Raw genomic sequence first — 16363 nt, 5'->3', positions numbered from 1 at the left:
TGATGCTCGGGCCGGAATGCTGCGAGGAGGGGCGCTGAGCATGAAGCCTGAGATAGGCCCGCGTTTTCTGGACAGCCGCTTGACGGTTGGTTCACGCTGCGAACTGCCGGCGGGGGATGCGGTTTAAGCTCGGGAGCGATTCGGCGACAGGGGTTCGGATGTTCTTTCGACGGCTGCCACCCATCCTCGCCGTGCTGGTTCTGGCCGGGTCCGTGCCGCTGGCCTCGGCCGGGTCGACCGTCGTGAGTTGGCCCCGGGCGGCCACCACCTGCCAGGAGACGTCACCCGGTGGCGTTCCCGCCTCGTTCGCAGCGCCCGTCGCGATGGACATGGGCGGTCACTCGGACGTGACCTCGATGGCCGTGGGTAAGCTGGACGGCCGGCCCGTCGCGATCAGCGCGGGTGCCGAGCACACCATCCGGATCTGGGACAGGGCCACTCTGAGACCGATCGGCGATCCGATCCCCGGCGACGGCCCGGTGGCGTACGGCACCGTCGACGGCAGACCCGTCATCCTCGGCCGGAGCCACGGGGCGCTCCAGAGGTGGGACGCGACCACTCGGCTGCCCGTCGGCGGACCGCTCCCCGCCGGGCGGTTCCGTGCCGTCGCGTTCGGCGAGCTCGACGGCAGGTCGATCGCCGCCGCGGCGGGCACCGACGGCGCCCACGTGTTCGATCTGGCGACCGGCCGCCGGATCGGTCCGCCCATCGGCACCGGGATCTTCAGCGCCGTCGCGCTGACCCGCGTCCACGGCGTCCTGCTCGTGCTGACCGGAGAGGGCGACGCTGTGATCGCCTGGGATCCGGTGTCCGGAAAACCCGTCGGGAAACCGCTCACTCTTGAGAGCGAATTCATCCAGAACATCAACACGATCACGACGACCACGATCGGCGGCCGTCCGGTGGCCCTGATCCCCACGGCCGATCTCGGGGTGATCCGCTGGGATCTGGTCACGCGTGAGGCGACCTACCACTCACTGAAGGGGACGTTCGGCCCTTCGTCGCTCGCCGTGCTGAACGGCCGGACCGTGTTCGTCTCGGTCGAAACCGTCGGGAGTATCGCCACCGACCCTTACGGATCGAGGCTCCGAAGCTCGATCGCGGTCATCGATCCGGCCACCGGCGAGAGGGTATCGTCCTTCGAGATCCCGGGGCACGTCACGTCGCTTGCGGTCGGTGATCTCGGCGACCGTCCCATGATCGTGACCGGCGGGCGCGACAACGCCGTCCGCGCCTACGATCTTGCCACCGGCCGGGAATCCGCTCCTCCCGCCACCGGGGGGCCTAACGGTGACATCTACGGGGTGAACGGCGAGCTGCTCGGCAGGCCGATCGTGGTGGCCCAAGGGAACGGTGACGACACATTCCCCCGCGTGTGGGATCTCGGCAGCGGCAGGCCGCTGGACGCGCCGGTCAGGCTGCCCGGGGGCATCACCTCGTTCGCGACCGGCGAGTACGGCGGACGAGCGGTTCTGCTCGCGGGGATCGGTTCCGGAGACTCCTCGATCCGGGTATTCGATCTTGCCAGTCGCATGCCGATCGGCGAACCCCTCATCGGCTATGACGGCTTCGTCAACGGGGTCGCGCTGACCGAAGCCGATCGCCGGGCGCTTGTGGTCGGAGCGGTCGACGAGGACGACGCGGCCGGTGACTCTTCTTCTTCTCGGGGCGCGGTACGCATCTGGGACTTTCCTTCGGGAGCGCTGCTGCACGATCTCGCCGTCAGAAACGGCCCAGCCGGACAGCTGGCCCTCATCAGCCTCGCCGGCCGGCCGGTCGCGGTGACCTTCAGCGCCACCCGCGCCCGGCTCTGGGACGTCGGCGCGGGAAAACGGATGGCATCGTTCCGCATCGCGAAGACCGAGCACTCGGCCCGGGTGGAGATCGCCTTGTTCGACTGCACGACGGTCGCGATCGTGGCCACAGGCAGGACCGTGGAACTCTACGACCTCGCCACGGGCAAGCAGGTCGAGCGTCCGTTGCTCGGCCACTCCAAGCAGGTGAACAGCATCGCCTCCGGACGGGTCGCCGGTGTCCCGATCGCGGTCACCTACTCGCCACAGGACAGGAGCATGCGGGTCTGGGACCTCACGACCAGCCGGCAGGTCGGGACGCTTCAGCGTCCTTCCCGCTACATCGGCTCTCTCTCGATGAGCTACCTCGACGGCCGCGCCGTGCTTGTCGGCGCCGGTCGCGAAGCGCTGTGGACCTGGGATCTCGGGCCTGCCGCGTAATACAGGAAGACCGTCCCATGATCATCGGAGCGTCGTCGATGCCGTAACGAGCGCCACGTCCTACCGGTCGGCGCGGCGTCCACGCCACCGGCCGAGACACTCGCGTGGACGCCGGGTTCGCCGCTGCCCTCTTCGTGCGGGCCGCCTCGCCAGAGCGGCTCCCGCCCCTCGCCGATGGTGAGGTCTACGCCGAGGCCACGGCCAGGGTTCGTGCCGCCGGCAAGGGGCGTCCGGAGGTGGTGCAGCTTGGGCAGATCATCGAACGCCTCGCCGGCCGATCACATCCGCGTGGAACAACCGCCTCCCAGGGAGCCGGTGCCGGGATTGGCTCGCGGATCGCTTGATCTACACCGTCGGTATGCCTCGCGAGGACGTGGCCGCCCTCGACTTGCAGCAGGAGGTCGACCTGCGGGCTGACTTCCGGTCCAGTTCACGCTAGCCGCGAATTATTGCCTGAAGAGAACTGCTACCACCAGCAGTACCTCTTCAAGGTGCCGAACGGCTACTGCGGTATCGGCGGCACCGGTGTGAGTTGCCCCGTCGGCCTGACGGCTGGCGAAGCCTGATCAGTCGCCTGGCAGGATCGTGAGTCGTTGCCCCTTGGGAAGGTGACGAGGGGCAACGACGAGGTAGTCGCGCTGATCCAGCGTGGCTACCTCGTGAAGGTCGAAGCGCTCGGCCAGGGCTATCACGCAGGCGTCGACGGCCTGGAGGCGGAGCGAGGCGTAGGCCGAAAGCAGTTCGGACATTCGCCGATATTCGTGGGGCGTCGCCTCGATCACGCGAAGTTCGTCGTGGGCGAGGGCGGCGCAGAACTCGGCCGCGAGAGTGGGGCTGCCGCGACGGACTGGATCGGAGAGCAGGTGGCAGATTTCTGTCACCGTGAGTGACGGTACGACGAGTTTGGTCCAGTTCTGTGCGAGAAACTGGACGCAGCGAGCGTGGTCCTTGTCGGCCCTGTTGAATGCCGCGACGAGGGGTCCCGTGTCGCAGAGGATCACGCGGTGATCGCTCCGTCGGACTCCTCGTGGTGTGGATAGGTGAGGTACCGGTCATGGTGGACACCGAGGTCTGCCGGCCCTTGTAGCGCGCCGACGAGCGCGGCGAGATGCCGTGGAAGCGCGGGCGCGTCGAGGGGCTCCTCGATGTCGGCCCAGCCTTCGTTGTCCAAGTCCATGCTGCCAAGTGTAGGCGCCGACCTGCCCGCCGCCAGTGAGGAGTCAGAGAGTGCGGTGAGGGAGAACTTATTGCCTGAGGTGAATCGCTACCACCAGCAGTACCTCTTCAAGGTGCCGAACGGCTACTGCGGTATCGGCGGCACCGGTGTGATCTGCCCCGTCGGCCTGACGGCTGGCGAAGCCTGAGGGTGGGTCTCGTCGGCCCGGAGACACCAGGCTTCCCGCCTGAAGGCCCTGGGCCGACAGCCTCGGCAGCGGCGCGGTTCGCGGAAGTGCAGCAGTGATGCTACGGGACTGTCCGTAGCAGCCCGACTGATTACACTCGATGCATGAGCGTGATGCGCGAGGAACTCCACCACCTGGTGGATCGGCTGCCGGAGGAGAAGGTGGCTCCTCTGCTCCGGCTTGTCCGGGATCAGCTCGAAGAAGCGCCTGTGGTACGTAGCTTGCCGTTCATCGGCCTGCTCGAAGCGGAGCCTGACTTCGCGGAACGCTCGGAGGAGATCCTGCGTGCGGAGGACAATCACTCCTTGTGATCGTCATTGACTCGGGTCCGTTGATCGCTGCCCTGAACATCCGCGATCGCTACCACGAGGCCTGTGCCCACCTTCTGCAGACCCATCCAGAGCCACTGCTCGTCCCCGCGACCGTGGTCACCGAGGTGTGTCAACTCGTCGAGAAGCGGCAGGGGAGCAAGGCGGAGGCGGCGTTCCTGCGGTCTTTCGGGTCTGGCCTTACCTTGGTGGAGCTCGCGGACCGTGATCTTCAGCGAATGAGCACTCTGGTTGAGACGTACGCCAGCCTTCCCCTCGGCGCGGTGGATGCCTCCGTCGTCGCCGTCGCTGAACGACTTGGTATCACAGAGGTGGCCACTCTCGATCGCCGCCACTTCACTGTTGTCCGCCCACAGCACACCGGAGCGTTCATGCTCCTGCCGGAGCGGCTCTGAGCGCTGTCCCGCCCGCCAGTACGGAGAGCGGTGTCCCCTTTGGTTGAGGGTCCTGACAGGGCGGGCGCGAGCCTTGCGATTTGTTGCCTGAAGTGGAGCGCTACCACCAGCAATATTCCTCAAGGTGCTGAACGGCTACCGCACCGTGGTGCCGGACCGCCAGGCGAGTTGTTCGGTTCGCCTATTTCGGCCGAGGCGAACAACTCAGGCCGAAGTTGTTCGGGGTTGCACGGGCCTGCGCCACCTTGAGGTCGCGCACGTCCGCACCGAGGTCGTCGTCAAGATCTGACCTTGCTCGCGTCAGGGACGGTCGATCAGCTCGCCGACGTGCAGGGTCGCGGCGAGCAGCTCAGGGTCGCCGGTGCAGTCGTACGACTCGACGGCCGTGTCGGCGAACTTCAGGACGTGCTCGTCGCCGTGCTCGGCTGCCCTCTGGAGCGCGTCCTCGCGGGTCAGCTCGGGATAGCGCCGGACGATCTCCGCGCACGGGGCCGGCCGGGCCGGGGCGTACGTCGCGATGACCGCCACCACGGCCGCCCAGGCCGCCGTCAGGCTCGGCAGCCACTGCTCGGTCGGCAGGACCGGGAGCACGTGCCGCACGGCGTTGGGCGCGGTAGCGGCGTGGACCAGCAGGACCGGCGAGCCGTGGCCGAGCCTGAGGTACGCCTTGGCGGCGCTGTCGACGAGCGACTCCAGCCGCGCCGGGACCTCCTCGGCGGACGCGGCGGGTTTCAGCGCGCGCAGGCTCGCAGTCCAGCCCGAGCTGCGCTCGAGCCGGTCGAGCCGGTGGGCGATGAAGCCGTTTTGCTCTTTGAGCCGGGTGACGGCTGGCAGGGCCTGTTGCGGTGTGAGGGTGCCCTCCGGCGCGACCACCCCGGCGAGCTCGCGGTAGCGCGCCGCCCAGAACGCCAGCCCGTGGGCCAGTTCGTCGAGGGTCTGGCGTGCTGGGGCGCAAGCGGTGCCGCGCAGTGCACGCACCGCGTGACCGACCCGGATCACGCCGTGGGTCGAGCCGGCCACGATGCCCGGCAGCAGCCGTGGCCACCACCCGGCGAGCACTTCCTGCCATGGGCGCTCGGTCAGCTCGTGCCGGAAGTACGCGGCCCAGTCGGGCAGCCGCCGCGCCTGGCCCAGCGCCGCGCCCCACGCGCCGGGCTGGATGGCCGCGCTCGTGCCGGGCAGCTCCGCCAGGCGGCGTACGTAGCGGTCGAGCCAGCCCTCGACGTCGATGTCGAGCCCCCGCCGGACCATGACCTCCACGGCCATCGGACCGTGGTTGGTCAGCCCGTGGTTGCCCTCCTCGTCGCCGCCGAACTCCGGCCCGTACGCGTGCAGTCGTTCGTACGCCGCGGGCAGGGCCTCCGTCATCGACTCGCGGGTCATGGCGGCCACCTCAGCGGACGACGTCGTAGACGAGCTTGGTGATGCCGTTGGCGTACGTCTCGGACTCGACCACCTTCAGCATCTGCTTGTCCTTGTCGGTGTCGCTGAACATCCGCTTGCCGGCTCCGAGCAGCACGGGGAAGACCAGCAGGTGGTAGCGGTCGATCAGGCCGGCGTCGGAGAGGCTGTGGGCGAGCGCGGCACTGCCGTGGATGAAGATCGGGCCGCCGTCGCTCTCCTTGACCTTCACGACGTCCTCGAGGGAGCGCAGGATCGTGATGTCACCCCAGTTGTCGACGAGGGCGTCCTGGCCGAGGGTGGTCGATACGACGTACTTCGGCAGTTCCTTGAGAGCGGCGAAGTCCTCCATGTCCGGCCATACCGGCGAGAACACCTCGTAGCTGGTCCGGCCGAACATCAGCGCGGTGGCCTCCTCGATCTCCCGGCCCTTGAGCTCGTACGCCTCGGGCAGGAAGTCGATGTCCTTGAAGGTCCAGCCGGCGCTGCGGTGGGCCTCGGTGCCGCCGCCGGGAGAGTCGATGACGCCGTCCAGCGAGACGAAGGCGGTGTAGATCAGCGTGCGCATCTTCGATGTCCTATCCGTGGTCAACGTGGATGGCCTGAGTCTGTCCTGACGTCGCGGACACGGCCACGATTAGGCTCAGGGCTAATCGAAGGGCGGCCGCGTGATCCACCTGCACTTCACGGCGACGGACGTGACCCGCGTACGCTTCGCCGCCTCACCCCTCATGGAGACCGTCGCCAGCCTGCGTACGCTGGCCGCTCGCAGGCAGGGCCGGCATCTGCACCGTCCCTGGATGGACAGGTTCGCCGAGCGAGCGGGCCGGCTGCGCGAGCGCGACCTCGACCTACTGCGAGCGCTGGTGCGTCCGGAGGGCTACATCCCCGATTTCCTGGTGCCGCCGCCGGGCCGCCGGTCCTCGACCTTCGCGGACGCGCTGGCGCAGATCGCCGACGCCGATCCGGAGATCGTGGCGCGGGAGTTGGCGCACCTGGCGGCCCACCCGGTCGCCCAGCAGGGGCCCGGCCGCGAAGGGCGGCGAGCGCTGCTCCAGGCGCTGGTGGACCGGCCGGATGCGGGCATCGGCCCCGTCACGGAGGCGCTCGAGACGTACCACCGGGTCGCGATCGCCCCAGACTGGCCGCGGATCAATGCGTTGCTCAACGACGACATCGCCTACCGGCTCGATGCCCTTGCCGACGGCGGCGTCGACCGGATGATGAGCAACCTGCACCCGTCGGTGACGTTCGCCGGCCAGACGCTGAGGATCGTCAAGTACTACGAGGGCCACGCCGACTGCGGCGGGCGCGGCCTGCTGCTCGTGCCGTGCGCGTTCGCCTGGCCGGACGTCCTGGTGCGGACCGCGCAGCCGGATTCACCCAGCGTCTCCTACTCCCCGCGCGGCCTCGGCCGGCTCTGGGAGAAATACCCCGAGCAGAGCGGCTCGGCGCTTGCCGGCGTCCTCGGGCCGACCCGGGCCGCCCTGCTGGCCCAGCTCGACCTGCCGATGTCGACCAGCCAGGCCGCCACTCAGATGGCGCTCTCCGCGCCGACGCTCAGCGTGCACCTCCAGGCGCTGCGTGCCGCCGGGCTGCTCACCTCGCGCCGGGCGGGCCGGCAGGTGCTCTACTCGCGGACCGAACTCGGTGACCGACTGCTCAGCGAGGCGGGCCGGCAGTCCGACGCCTGAGCTGCATGTGCGGCTCCAGGCGGAGCCCGAGGATCCGCCGGCCCCTGGAGTGATGATGGCGGGCCAGACGGCGTCGGCGACGATCTCATCCAGCAGGGGGCGGGTGGTCTGGAAGCTGCTGCGAGGTGTGTGCTCCCTTCGCCCACTGATCCGAGCTGACGCGAGCTCCGGCGTCGGACCTGGCCTGGCCGTCCGCGATACCTCCTGAGTGCGGAAAAGCGGCATCTGAAAGGCTGTTCTCCGACTTCGACCAGGTTTCACCCTTATACGGAAGCGGAGCGAATCCCATGCCAGTCGACCCCTGCGCGCTTCTGCCGGTAGCAGAGCAGGCTGTCAATATCGCCACCGAAATCGTCAGGACCATGCTTCCGGGAGCCGTCACGGCCAAGGGCGACCGCGACATGGCCACCGAGGTCGACTACGCCGTCGAGCATGCCGTACGGGACTTTCTCACCGGGGAGACGCCGGAGATCGGTTTCCTCGGCGAGGAAGAGGGGCTCACCGGCGCAGAGAACGGGGTCATGTGGGTGCTCGACCCGCTGGACGGGACCGCCAACTTCACCCACGGCATCCCGCTGTGCGGGGTCTCGCTCGGCCTGGTCGAGCACGACCGTTCGATCGCGGGGGTCATCGATCTCTCGTTCCTCGGCACCCGGTACGCCGCGGCGGAGGGGGCTGGGGCGACCGCCAACGGCCGCCCGATCAGCGCCGGACCGATCGACGCCCTTGAGGACGCGATCGTTTCCGTGGGCGACTACGCCGTGGGGGAGGGAGCGGAGGCCGCCAACCGTGTCCGGCTGCCGCTCAACTACGAGCTCGCCACCCGCGTGCAGCGGGTTCGCATGCTCGGATCGGCCGCCATCGACCTCGTATGGGTGGCTGAGGGCAAAATCGACGCCTGCGTCATACTGACTAACAAGCCGTGGGACACCTCGGCCGGGGTCATCATCGCCCGCGAGGCCGGAGCGGTCGTCGCCGACATCGACGGCAGCCCGCACACAACGAACTCCCGGGCCACCATCGCCGCCGCCCCCAAGATCTTCGCCGATTTCCTGGATCTCGTAGCCAAGGCCGAGCAGGACGCCCTTCGTACGGCCTGACCCTGCGCATGGTTTCTAATCCGTCCGCTGTAGGCCTGCACCATCGGCAAGATCCGACAGGTGCCAGGGCCACCCCTGCCCTACCTTCGAACCGCTGTCACCGCACACCCTGCCGAAGGTGTCCGCGTACGACGTCACTCAGCTGATGGCGCGGACGGGCACGGGAGTTTTCTGACCTCGGACAGCCAGTCTTGCGGGGTGGCGGAGCCGACCAGGTCGGTGCCGCTCACGAGCCAGTTGCTACCGCTTCCCACGGCGCGTCGGGCTATCTCGCGGGTCACGCCGCCGTCGATGCCGAGCAGCCTCGGGGCGTGCGCGGCGGCCTCCCGCAGGCTCCGTACGATGGTCAGCGCCGACTCGTCGAAGGCGGCACCGGCGTTTCCCGGCACGACGGACATGGTCAGGACGGCGAGTTCGGTCGACGGCACACCATCTGCCGGGGTGCCGGGGGACAGCGCCAGCGCCGGACGGGAGCCGCGTCGCTCGATGCGGTCCAGAGCGGCCCGCCACTCCTCGGCCTCCGCGTGGACGACGACTAGCTCGCAGAAACCGGTCCACGCGTCGAGGTGAGCGAGGGGATCGGCAACCATAAGGTGGGCCTCGGCGAGCGCCCCGGTCTCCTCCGTCATGGTCGCGGCGACGTCAGCGGAGAACCCGCCCGCACGTGCGAAGACGCCGTCGGTCGTGTCCCAGTGGAACACTCCGAGGCCGGCCTCGCGAAGCCGACGTGCCTCGGCCGCCTGGGAGCCGGAAGGGACCGACCAGAGCGAGGCCGCGACGCGTACCTGTTCAGACATCGAAGCTTCCAGGCTCGTGATTGAAGGATCCGCCCCCGCCGGAGGGGTTAGCCAAGGGTTGCGCGAGCACGGCTTCGGCCAGCGGGCGGTCGGTGACCAGGGAGGACAGCAGCCCGGACCGGGCCACGGCGAGGACGGCCTCAGCCTTGTCGGCGCCGGCGGCCACGGCGATGACGCGTGGTACCCGGGCGAGCTCGGCCGCGCTGATGGACAGGCAGCGCTCGGCGAAGTCCTCTCCGACCAGGCGGCCGTGGCAGTCGATGAGGATCCCGGCCACTTCGGCCTGCACGCCGCGCGCGGCGAGGGCGGCGCGGTCGGCCTCGGGCAGTACCTCGCGGAGCTGAGAGATCGGCGGGTCCCATGAGCCGACTGCTACAACCGCGACGGTCACTTGCCCGAACAGGTGCATGGCCGATGCGACGTCATTCTGGCGCCGCAGGGCGGCCGCGGTGGCGGCGTCCTCGACCACCAACGGCGCGAAGATGGCATGTGCCTTGCCGCCCGCGCTCAAGGATGCTTTGCGCACGACTTCGACGGGCGACTCGGCGAGGTCGGAGCCGACCGCTCCGGTGAGCTGCACGACCGAGACTGGCGGCAGGGCGGTGAGTTCCTCGGTCATGGCGGTGAGAGTCCTCCCCCAGGCCAGCCCGAGGACGTCGCCCGCGTGAAGCGTCTCGGTGAGCAGGTGTGCCGCGGCCGCCCCCACCTGTCTGCGCACCTCCGCCTCGGTGCCAAGTGTCTCGATGACGACCGCCTCGCGCAGCTGGAGATGGGCGCTGAGCTGGGTGGACATTGCGTCGTCCACGAACCCGGCGTCTCGTAGAGTGATGGTCACCATCCCGGTGCTCTTCGCCTGATCGAGGAGCCGCGCGACCTTGAACCGAGAGAGCCCCAGCTCCTTGGCGATCTCCACCTTCGAGGCGTCGTCGATGTAGAACCGCCTCGCCACGGTAGCCATCAGCCGCCGGTCGGCGGTGGAAATTCTGGCGAGGTCGCTCATTTGAGCGCTCGGGTTGCTCATTCGTTACCTCACTGCGATCGCGCACGCCTTGTTGGCGGCCGCCAATGAAACCTATAGTACACAAACGAGCGATCGGATCGCTCAAATGAGCGACACTGTGGGAGGAACACTTGTGAGATCACGCCGTATGCCAGACGAGGTCGGAATCCTCGGAATTCTGATCCTGGTCGCCCTGGTCATGAGCCTTCTGTCCGAGAACTTCCGGACCGTCGCCAACCTGCAGATCCTGCTGCTCAACGGTGCGGTCATCGCCTTCCTTGCCCTGGGGCAGACCTTCGTGCTCCTGACCGGGGGCATCGACCTGTCCACTGGGTCGAACGTCGCCCTGACCGGGATGCTGGCGGCGGTCGTCATGGAGTCGGGTGCAGGCTGGCCGGTCGCCACGCTGGTCGCCGTCGTGGCGGGAGTCGCGGTGGGCCTGTTCAACGGTGCGGTCATCCACTACCTGAAGCTTCCAGCGTTCATCGTCACGTTTTCCACCTTCGGCATCGCCGCGAGCATTCCACAGATCATGACGGGTGCGAAGTCGGTATCGGTCGCTGACCCGATGTTCGCGATCATCGGCCGCGGCGCGCTGATGGGCATCCCCATGCCGGTCGTCATGGTGATCGTGGCGGCCGCCGTCCTCACCTTCTTCCTGCGTCGGACCGCCACGGGCGTGTACATCTACGCCGTCGGCGGAAACGCCGAGACCAGCAGGCTCGCCGGCATCGGGATCGGGCGGACCACCATGCTGGTATACGCGATCAGTGGGCTGTGCGCCGCGTTCGGCGGCCTCATCACCACCAGCCGCCTCATGGTCGGCTACCCCACGGCCGGTTCCGGCAACGAGCTGTTCTTCTCCATCGCGGCGGCCGTGGTCGGCGGCGTTAGCCTGTTCGGGGGCATCGGCTCGATCCCCGGAGCTTTCCTCGGCGCGGTGCTGATCGCGACCGTCTCCAACGGCATGAACGTCATCGGGGTCGACAGCTTCTGGCAGCCGCTCGTCATCGGCGTGATCATCTTGCTCGGCGTGAGCCTCGACACCTACCGCCGCAAGCTCTCCCTCTCAGACCTTTCCCGGCTCTTCAGCCGGCCCGGCTCCCAGAGCCCGACAGCACGGGAACCGCTCGGTACCGCTTCCCCCTCCTTGGGCGAAGGTGCTGTCTCCATCGACAACCGGAGGTAGTTTCCCCATGCAGCGACGTCTCTTCTCAGCAGTCGGCACGGCCATCGCCGCGCTTGCCCTCGCCGGCTGTAGCACCGGGGTCGACACGGGAGCCACGGCGAGCACCAGCGAGGCGGCAGGGGGTGCGCCCAGGCCCCAGGCGTGCGACGCGAGCTCCCCGTACGTCGCGGTCGCGCTGCCCAACCTCACCAACCCCTATTACGTGGCGATGAAGAAGGGCTTCGAGACCGCCGGACAGGCCGCGGGGTTCAAGATTGAGGTGCAGATCGCCAACGACGACGACGCCGCCCAATTGTCCCAGGTTCAGGCGATGCTCCAGAAGAAGCCGTGCGCGCTCGCGCTCAACCCGGTTAAGTCCCAGCCCGCCGCGGCGGTCGTGAAGCTGGCCAACGACGCGGGCGTGCCGGTGTTCACCGTGAACGTCACCGTCGACGACGCCGCGCTGAAGGCCCAGGGCGGCAGCATCGTTCAGTACCTCGGCGCGGACAACGCCGCGGGCGGCGAGCAGGTGGCCAAGCAGGTGCTCCAGGACCTCGGTGCCGATGCCGACCTCAAGATCGGCTTCATCACCGAGCCCGACGAGGGCCCGGTCGTGGCCAGGGACAAGGGCTTCGAGGACGCCATCGCCTCCGATGCGAAGGCGAAGGTGGTGGCCAAGGTCGACGGCAACGTCAAACCGGACGACAGCCTGGCCGCGACCACCGAGCTCCTGCAGGGCAATCCGGACGTGAACGTGCTGTTCGCCAGCACCGGCCCGGCCGCCTACGGGGCGCTCCAGGCGGTCAAGAGTAGCGGTAAGAACGTCAAGGTCTACGGGTTCTGCGCCGCCGACGAGCCGCTGACCGATCAGTACCCCGCCTGCGTCGCACAGGAGCCCGAAGACTACGGCAAGCGCGTGATCGAGCAGATCTCGGGCTGGCGCGGCGGCACCAAGCCGGAGGCGCAGATCCTGCGCCCGCTCAAGCTCTTCACCAAGGGCCAGACGCCCGCCCCCGGCGAGGTGGGCTGAGTGAGCGGGACGACGGGGACGGCCTCGCCGCCGGAGGAGGAGCGGCCCGCGGCGGAGGGGGGCCTTCAGGCCGAGGGGATCGTCAAGCGCTACGCCGGCGTTCCCGCGCTGTCCGGCGTGACCGTCACCGTACGGCCCGGCGAGGTCGTCGGGCTGGTCGGGCACAACGGCGCCGGCAAGTCGACCCTGCTCAGAACGCTCGCCGGAGCGATCAGGCCGGACGAGGGCACGATCAGCGTCGACGGCCACCGGGTGGTGCTGACCGGCCCCGCCGCGGCGTTGAAATCCGGCATCTCCACCGTCTATCAGGAGCTGTCGCTCCTGCCAAACCTCACGATCACTCAGAACGTGTTCCTGGGCAGAGAGCGGCGGCGAGCCGTCGGCACCCTGGACGGCGAGGGAATGCGCCGCGCGGCACGGGACCTGGTGGGGCGCTTCGGCCTGGACGTCGACGTAGACCGTCCCCTGGGCCACTACCCGGTGGCCACCCGCCAGCTCCTGGAGATCGCCGTCGCCACCGAGCGCGACACCCGCTTCCTCCTCCTCGACGAGCCGACGACGAGCCTGGAAGGCGGTCAGGTCGACCGGCTGCTCGACCTGATCACATCCCTGACCAGGCAGTCTGGACTCGGCGTGCTCCTGGTGGACCATAAGCTCGACGAGCTCTATGCGGTGGCCGACTCCGTCGTCGCCCTGGTGGACGGCCGGGTGCGGATCGCCGGGCCGGTCGCGGAGGTCGACCGCGCGGACATCGTCCGGGCAATCGCCGGCGAGGAGGCTGCTGCGCACATCACCGCGGACATCACCGCGGGCGGGCGGCACGGCGAGGCCCCCGCGGGCGAGCCGAGCGACTCGGCCGCCGTCCCCGACGGGACCCGGCCCACCTTGCGGGTGCGCGACCTGAGGACGCCCAGCCTCACCGGGGTCACCCTCGACGCCTACCCTGGGCGAGTTCTCGGGATCTACGGCCTGATCGGGTCGGGGCGTACGGAGTTCCTGCGCGCCCTGGTCGGGCTCGACCGGATCGAAGGCGGCACCATCGAGCTGTTCGGCGAGCCGTACCATCCGCGCAACCCCGCCCATGCGCAGCGGGCCGGCGTCGTCTACCTGACCGAGGAGCGCAAGGTCGACGGAATCGTCCCGGGGCTCGACTCCGTCACCAACGTCGTCCTGCCCATGGTGCGCAGGTTCTGCCGATACGGCGTGCTGGACCGACGCGCCATGGCCAGGAGCGCGGACCGGCTCATGGATCGGCTCCAGGTGCACGGCGACCGGCACGCTCCGGTCGTCAGCCTGTCCGGCGGCAATCAGCAGAAGGTCCTGCTGGCGCGCACCCTGGCGCAGGAGCCCCGGCTGCTCCTGCTGGACGAGCCGACCAAGGGCGTGGACATCGGCGTGAAGATCGAGATTCACCGACTGCTCCGCCGGCTCGCCGCCGAGCAAGGCATGACCATCGTCGTCGTGTCCAGCGAGGAGGAGGAGATCCTCGACGTGGCCGACGACGTGACCACCTTCTCGCACGGGAGCTGTGACGGCGTCACCCAGCTCGCCGCCGGGCTCTCGCTTGTGAAACTCCGGCAATCCGCGTGGGGAGCGGCGTGATCCATCGCCGCGATCCCGTCCATCCAGAAAGGCAACGAGGACAGTCCATGACCGTCGTTACGAATGAGGTGCTGGCAGAAGGCCGCGAAGCCGTACGGCGCGAGGCCGGCGGCGTGCTGTCCGTGGCCGACCAGCTCGACGAGACGTTCGTCGCCGCCGCCAGGATGCTCTACGACTGTGAAGGAAAGGTGTTCGTCACAGGGGCCGGCACCTCCGGGGCGATCGCCCGAAGGATGGCCCACCTGCTGTCGGTCTGCGGCACCCCCGCGGTCTACATCCAGGCTGCTGATGCCCTGCACGGCACGATGGGGGCGGTCACGGCAGGCGACATCCTGATCGCGATCTCGCGGGGCGGCGAGTCGCGTGAGATCAATGACCTGACCATCCGCGTGCGGGAGCGGGGTGCCCGGGCGATCGCCCTGACCGCGGTCGCCGACTCCGAGCTGGGACGCCGCGCGGATCTGGTGGTCACGCTGGACAGTCCGCCCGGGGTCGACCCCGGCGAGGTGATCGCCATGGGCTCCACACTGGTGACGGCGGTGTGGGGTGACGCGCTCGCCTACGTCCTGATGAGGTTGCGCGGCTACGGGTGGGAGCAGGTCCTGCACAGCCACCCGTCGGGTGCGGTGGGCAAGATTGAGGACGCCCCCGAGTCTCTCCCCATGCTGGCTTTCCACGGCGACTCCGATGACGCCGGCGCGCCCGACAGGCCGGCTTGACCATGCCCGTCGTTGCCGGCATTGACAGTTCGACGCAGTCCTGCACCGTTGAGTTGCGCGACGCGGACAGCGGCGTGCGGCTCGGGACCGGTCGCGCCCCGCATCCGGTCACCCATCCGCCGCTGAGCGAGCAGGACCCCGAGGCGTGGTGGCGTGCCCTAGGCGCCGCGCTCAACCTGGCCTGCCAGGAGGCAGGCGTACGGCCGAACGCCATTGACGCCCTGAGCGTGACGGCCCAGTGTCACGGGCTCGTGGCCCTCGACTCCACCGGAGGGGTTCTGCGGCCCGCCAAACTGTGGAACGACACAACGTCCGCCCCCCAGGCGACTCGATTGGTGACGCAATACGGGGCCCGCGAGTGGGTGCGCGCGATCGGCCTCACGCCGACCGCTGCGCTGACCGTCACCAAACTCGCCTGGCTTGCCGATCATGAGCCCGGTAACCTGCGACGCCTGGCCGCAGTACTCGTCCCCCATGACTGGCTGACCTACCGCCTCACCGGCGAGCGCACGACAGACCGATCCGACGCGTCCGGGACCGGATACTACGCGGCTTTCGAGCAGCGCTGGAGAACGGATCTGCTCGCCGACCTTGTCTCGGAGGAGGTGGACTGGGACGCCGTGGTTCCGAAGGTGCTGGGCCCCACGGAGCCCGCGGGTCACGTGCTGCCCCAGGCCTCGGCGGAGCTCGGCCTGCGGCCAGGCGTTCCCGTCGGTCCTGGCGGGGGTGACCAGCACCTGGGCGCTGTCGGCCTCGGTCTCAAGCACGGCGATGTCGTCTATAGTCTCGGCACATCCGGCGTGGTGTTCTCGGCGAGCACCGATCCCGTCTTCGACTTCACCGGCTGGGTGGACGGCGTCGCCGACGCGACAGGGGGCTACCTGCCACTCGTGTGCACCCTCAACGCCGCGAAGGTCACCGACACGTTCGCCCGTCTGCTGGGCACCGACGTCATCGGGCTGGGCGCACTCGCGCTGGCCGCGGACCCGGCCCAGCAGCGCCCCACCTTGGTCGCGTACCTGGACGGCGAGCGGAGCCCGAGTCTGCCCCGCGCCCAGGGGCTGCTGGCAGGCCTGACCACGGCTTCCACCCGGGAAGGACTGGCGCTTAGCGTGTTCGAGGGCGTCGTCTTCGGGCTCGTGCGCGGGCACCGGGCGATCGAAGCCGTCGGGGTTCCAACCTCGGGAAATGTGCTGGTTGCGGGCGGCGGGGCCCGATCGCCGGCCTACCGACAGGTTCTGGCGGATGTGCTGGGCCGGCCCGTTATCACGCGGGACGCTCCAGAGGCGAGCGCACGCGGAGCCTGTGTTCAGGCGGCCGCAGTGCTGTCCGGCACCGGCATCACCACCATGCGGGACGCCTGGTGCCCTCCGCCTGCGGCGACCGTCGAGCCTCGTCCCTGCGATTCGGCTGCGGTGATGGAAAGCTATCTGACGCTCGCCGACCAGGTGCAGGGGCGCAGCGGCGACTGATAGGCCGACGCCCCAAGTG

General features: G+C 69.1%; 16 protein-coding genes and 2 pseudogenes. 12 read left to right on the top strand and 6 right to left on the bottom strand.

Annotation, left to right across the window (positions count from 1 at the left end; all coding sequences use genetic code 11):
- Positions 1–158 precede the first annotated feature (158 nt).
- Entirely contained in the window at positions 159–2234 is a 2076-nt protein-coding gene (locus tag ACGFIB_RS05995) for a WD40 repeat domain-containing protein (protein WP_393368882.1), read from the top strand.
- A 467-nt stretch (positions 2235–2701) separates the two neighbouring features.
- Positions 2702–2800 (top strand): annotated as a pseudogene (locus tag ACGFIB_RS05990) (peptide-methionine (S)-S-oxide reductase MsrA); the annotation flags it as partial.
- On the opposite strand, the gene ACGFIB_RS05985 reads toward ACGFIB_RS05990, so the two are convergent.
- Together ACGFIB_RS05985 and ACGFIB_RS05980 are read right to left on the bottom strand one after the other, a co-directional pair.
- Positions 2801–3235 (bottom strand): type II toxin-antitoxin system VapC family toxin, encoded by a 435-nt coding sequence (locus tag ACGFIB_RS05985; protein WP_393368879.1) that lies wholly within the window; start codon positions 3233–3235, stop codon positions 2801–2803.
- Complete coding sequence (locus ACGFIB_RS05980) at positions 3232–3411, bottom strand: hypothetical protein (RefSeq protein ID WP_167538702.1); 180 nt, start codon at positions 3409–3411, stop codon at positions 3232–3234. Before ACGFIB_RS05980 ends, ACGFIB_RS05985 begins: the two co-directional genes overlap by 4 nt.
- 88 nt (positions 3412–3499) lie before the next feature.
- On the opposite strand from ACGFIB_RS05980, the pseudogene ACGFIB_RS05975 reads away from it, so the two are divergent.
- The 3 genes and pseudogenes from ACGFIB_RS05975 to ACGFIB_RS05965 form a co-directional block, all read left to right on the top strand.
- Positions 3500–3598 (top strand): annotated as a pseudogene (locus tag ACGFIB_RS05975) (peptide-methionine (S)-S-oxide reductase MsrA); the annotation flags it as partial.
- A 143-nt stretch (positions 3599–3741) separates the two neighbouring features.
- On the top strand, positions 3742–3948 hold the full coding sequence (locus ACGFIB_RS05970; protein ID WP_357016507.1) for a hypothetical protein: 207 nt from the start codon (positions 3742–3744) through the stop codon (positions 3946–3948).
- Positions 3945–4361 (top strand): type II toxin-antitoxin system VapC family toxin, encoded by a 417-nt coding sequence (locus ACGFIB_RS05965; RefSeq protein WP_357242033.1) that lies wholly within the window; start codon positions 3945–3947, stop codon positions 4359–4361. Before ACGFIB_RS05970 ends, ACGFIB_RS05965 begins: the two co-directional genes overlap by 4 nt.
- A gap of 300 nt (positions 4362–4661) precedes the next feature.
- Here ACGFIB_RS05965 and ACGFIB_RS05960 read toward each other — a convergent pair whose 3' ends face one another.
- Both ACGFIB_RS05960 and ACGFIB_RS05955 read right to left on the bottom strand, forming a co-directional pair.
- A complete protein-coding gene (locus ACGFIB_RS05960) occupies positions 4662–5744 on the bottom strand; it encodes a questin oxidase family protein (RefSeq protein WP_393368875.1) in 1083 nt (360 codons plus the stop codon).
- Positions 5745–5754: 10 nt separating this feature from the next.
- Positions 5755–6330, bottom strand: a complete 576-nt coding sequence (locus ACGFIB_RS05955) for a dihydrofolate reductase family protein (RefSeq protein WP_357242039.1) — start codon at positions 6328–6330, stop codon at positions 5755–5757.
- A 100-nt stretch (positions 6331–6430) separates the two neighbouring features.
- Here ACGFIB_RS05955 and ACGFIB_RS05950 point away from each other — a divergent pair, with 100 nt between their 5' ends.
- On the top strand, positions 6431–7456 hold the full coding sequence (locus ACGFIB_RS05950) for an ArsR/SmtB family transcription factor (RefSeq protein WP_393368871.1): 1026 nt from the start codon (positions 6431–6433) through the stop codon (positions 7454–7456).
- Between the two features lie 287 nt (positions 7457–7743).
- A complete protein-coding gene (locus ACGFIB_RS05945) occupies positions 7744–8556 on the top strand; it encodes an inositol monophosphatase family protein (RefSeq protein ID WP_357258954.1) in 813 nt (270 codons plus the stop codon).
- Between the two features lie 134 nt (positions 8557–8690).
- Here the strand turns inward: ACGFIB_RS05945 and ACGFIB_RS05940 are convergent, their stop codons facing one another.
- Together ACGFIB_RS05940 and ACGFIB_RS05935 are read right to left on the bottom strand one after the other, a co-directional pair.
- The gene (locus ACGFIB_RS05940) at positions 8691–9353 is read right to left on the bottom strand and encodes a hypothetical protein (RefSeq protein ID WP_393368868.1); all 663 of its coding nucleotides are present in this window, start codon (positions 9351–9353) and stop codon (positions 8691–8693) included.
- Positions 9346–10353, bottom strand: coding sequence for a sugar-binding transcriptional regulator (locus tag ACGFIB_RS05935; protein ID WP_393368866.1), 1008 nt, complete (start codon positions 10351–10353; stop codon positions 9346–9348). The genes ACGFIB_RS05940 and ACGFIB_RS05935 overlap by 8 nt, the downstream gene beginning before the upstream one ends.
- Before the next feature lie 13 nt (positions 10354–10366).
- Here ACGFIB_RS05935 and ACGFIB_RS05930 point away from each other — a divergent pair, with 13 nt between their 5' ends.
- Genes ACGFIB_RS05930 through xylB form a run of 5 tightly spaced genes read left to right on the top strand, consistent with a single transcriptional unit; the run spans position 10367 to position 16344 of the window.
- Complete coding sequence (locus ACGFIB_RS05930) at positions 10367–11542, top strand: ABC transporter permease (RefSeq protein ID WP_357242053.1); 1176 nt, start codon at positions 10367–10369, stop codon at positions 11540–11542.
- 7 nt (positions 11543–11549) lie between these two features.
- A complete protein-coding gene (locus ACGFIB_RS05925; RefSeq protein WP_357242055.1) occupies positions 11550–12551 on the top strand; it encodes a substrate-binding domain-containing protein in 1002 nt (333 codons plus the stop codon).
- Complete coding sequence (locus tag ACGFIB_RS05920) at positions 12552–14153, top strand: sugar ABC transporter ATP-binding protein (protein ID WP_357242058.1); 1602 nt, start codon at positions 12552–12554, stop codon at positions 14151–14153.
- Positions 14154–14200: 47 nt separating this feature from the next.
- Positions 14201–14872, top strand: coding sequence for an SIS domain-containing protein (locus ACGFIB_RS05915; RefSeq protein ID WP_357242062.1), 672 nt, complete (start codon positions 14201–14203; stop codon positions 14870–14872).
- A 2-nt stretch (positions 14873–14874) separates the two neighbouring features.
- Entirely contained in the window at positions 14875–16344 is a 1470-nt protein-coding gene (gene xylB / locus ACGFIB_RS05910; protein ID WP_357242104.1) for a xylulokinase, read from the top strand.
- Positions 16345–16363 lie beyond the last annotated feature (19 nt).

Origin of the sequence: Microbispora bryophytorum (assembly GCF_043197435.1) — a bacterium.
Classification (GTDB): Bacteria; Actinomycetota; Actinomycetes; order Streptosporangiales; family Streptosporangiaceae; genus Microbispora; species Microbispora bryophytorum.
This window is presented reverse-complemented; position numbering and strand designations above follow the sequence as displayed.

Excerpts from the sequence above, each read along its gene's own strand:
- ACGFIB_RS05995 (WP_393368882.1), top strand. The coding sequence starts at position 159 with ATGTTCTTTCGACGGCTGCCACCCATCCTCGCCGTGCTGGTTCTGGCC.
- ACGFIB_RS05980 (WP_167538702.1), bottom strand. The coding sequence starts at position 3,411 with ATGGACTTGGACAACGAAGGCTGGGCCGACATCGAGGAGCCCCTCGAC.
- ACGFIB_RS05970 (WP_357016507.1), top strand. The coding sequence starts at position 3,742 with ATGAGCGTGATGCGCGAGGAACTCCACCACCTGGTGGATCGGCTGCCG.
- ACGFIB_RS05960 (WP_393368875.1), bottom strand. The coding sequence starts at position 5,744 with ATGACCCGCGAGTCGATGACGGAGGCCCTGCCCGCGGCGTACGAACGA.
- ACGFIB_RS05955 (WP_357242039.1), bottom strand. The coding sequence starts at position 6,330 with ATGCGCACGCTGATCTACACCGCCTTCGTCTCGCTGGACGGCGTCATC.
- ACGFIB_RS05945 (WP_357258954.1), top strand. The coding sequence starts at position 7,744 with ATGCCAGTCGACCCCTGCGCGCTTCTGCCGGTAGCAGAGCAGGCTGTC.
- ACGFIB_RS05940 (WP_393368868.1), bottom strand. The coding sequence starts at position 9,353 with ATGTCTGAACAGGTACGCGTCGCGGCCTCGCTCTGGTCGGTCCCTTCC.
- ACGFIB_RS05935 (WP_393368866.1), bottom strand. The coding sequence starts at position 10,353 with ATGAGCGACCTCGCCAGAATTTCCACCGCCGACCGGCGGCTGATGGCT.
- ACGFIB_RS05925 (WP_357242055.1), top strand. The coding sequence starts at position 11,550 with ATGCAGCGACGTCTCTTCTCAGCAGTCGGCACGGCCATCGCCGCGCTT.
- ACGFIB_RS05915 (WP_357242062.1), top strand. The coding sequence starts at position 14,201 with ATGACCGTCGTTACGAATGAGGTGCTGGCAGAAGGCCGCGAAGCCGTA.
- xylB (WP_357242104.1), top strand. The coding sequence starts at position 14,875 with ATGCCCGTCGTTGCCGGCATTGACAGTTCGACGCAGTCCTGCACCGTT.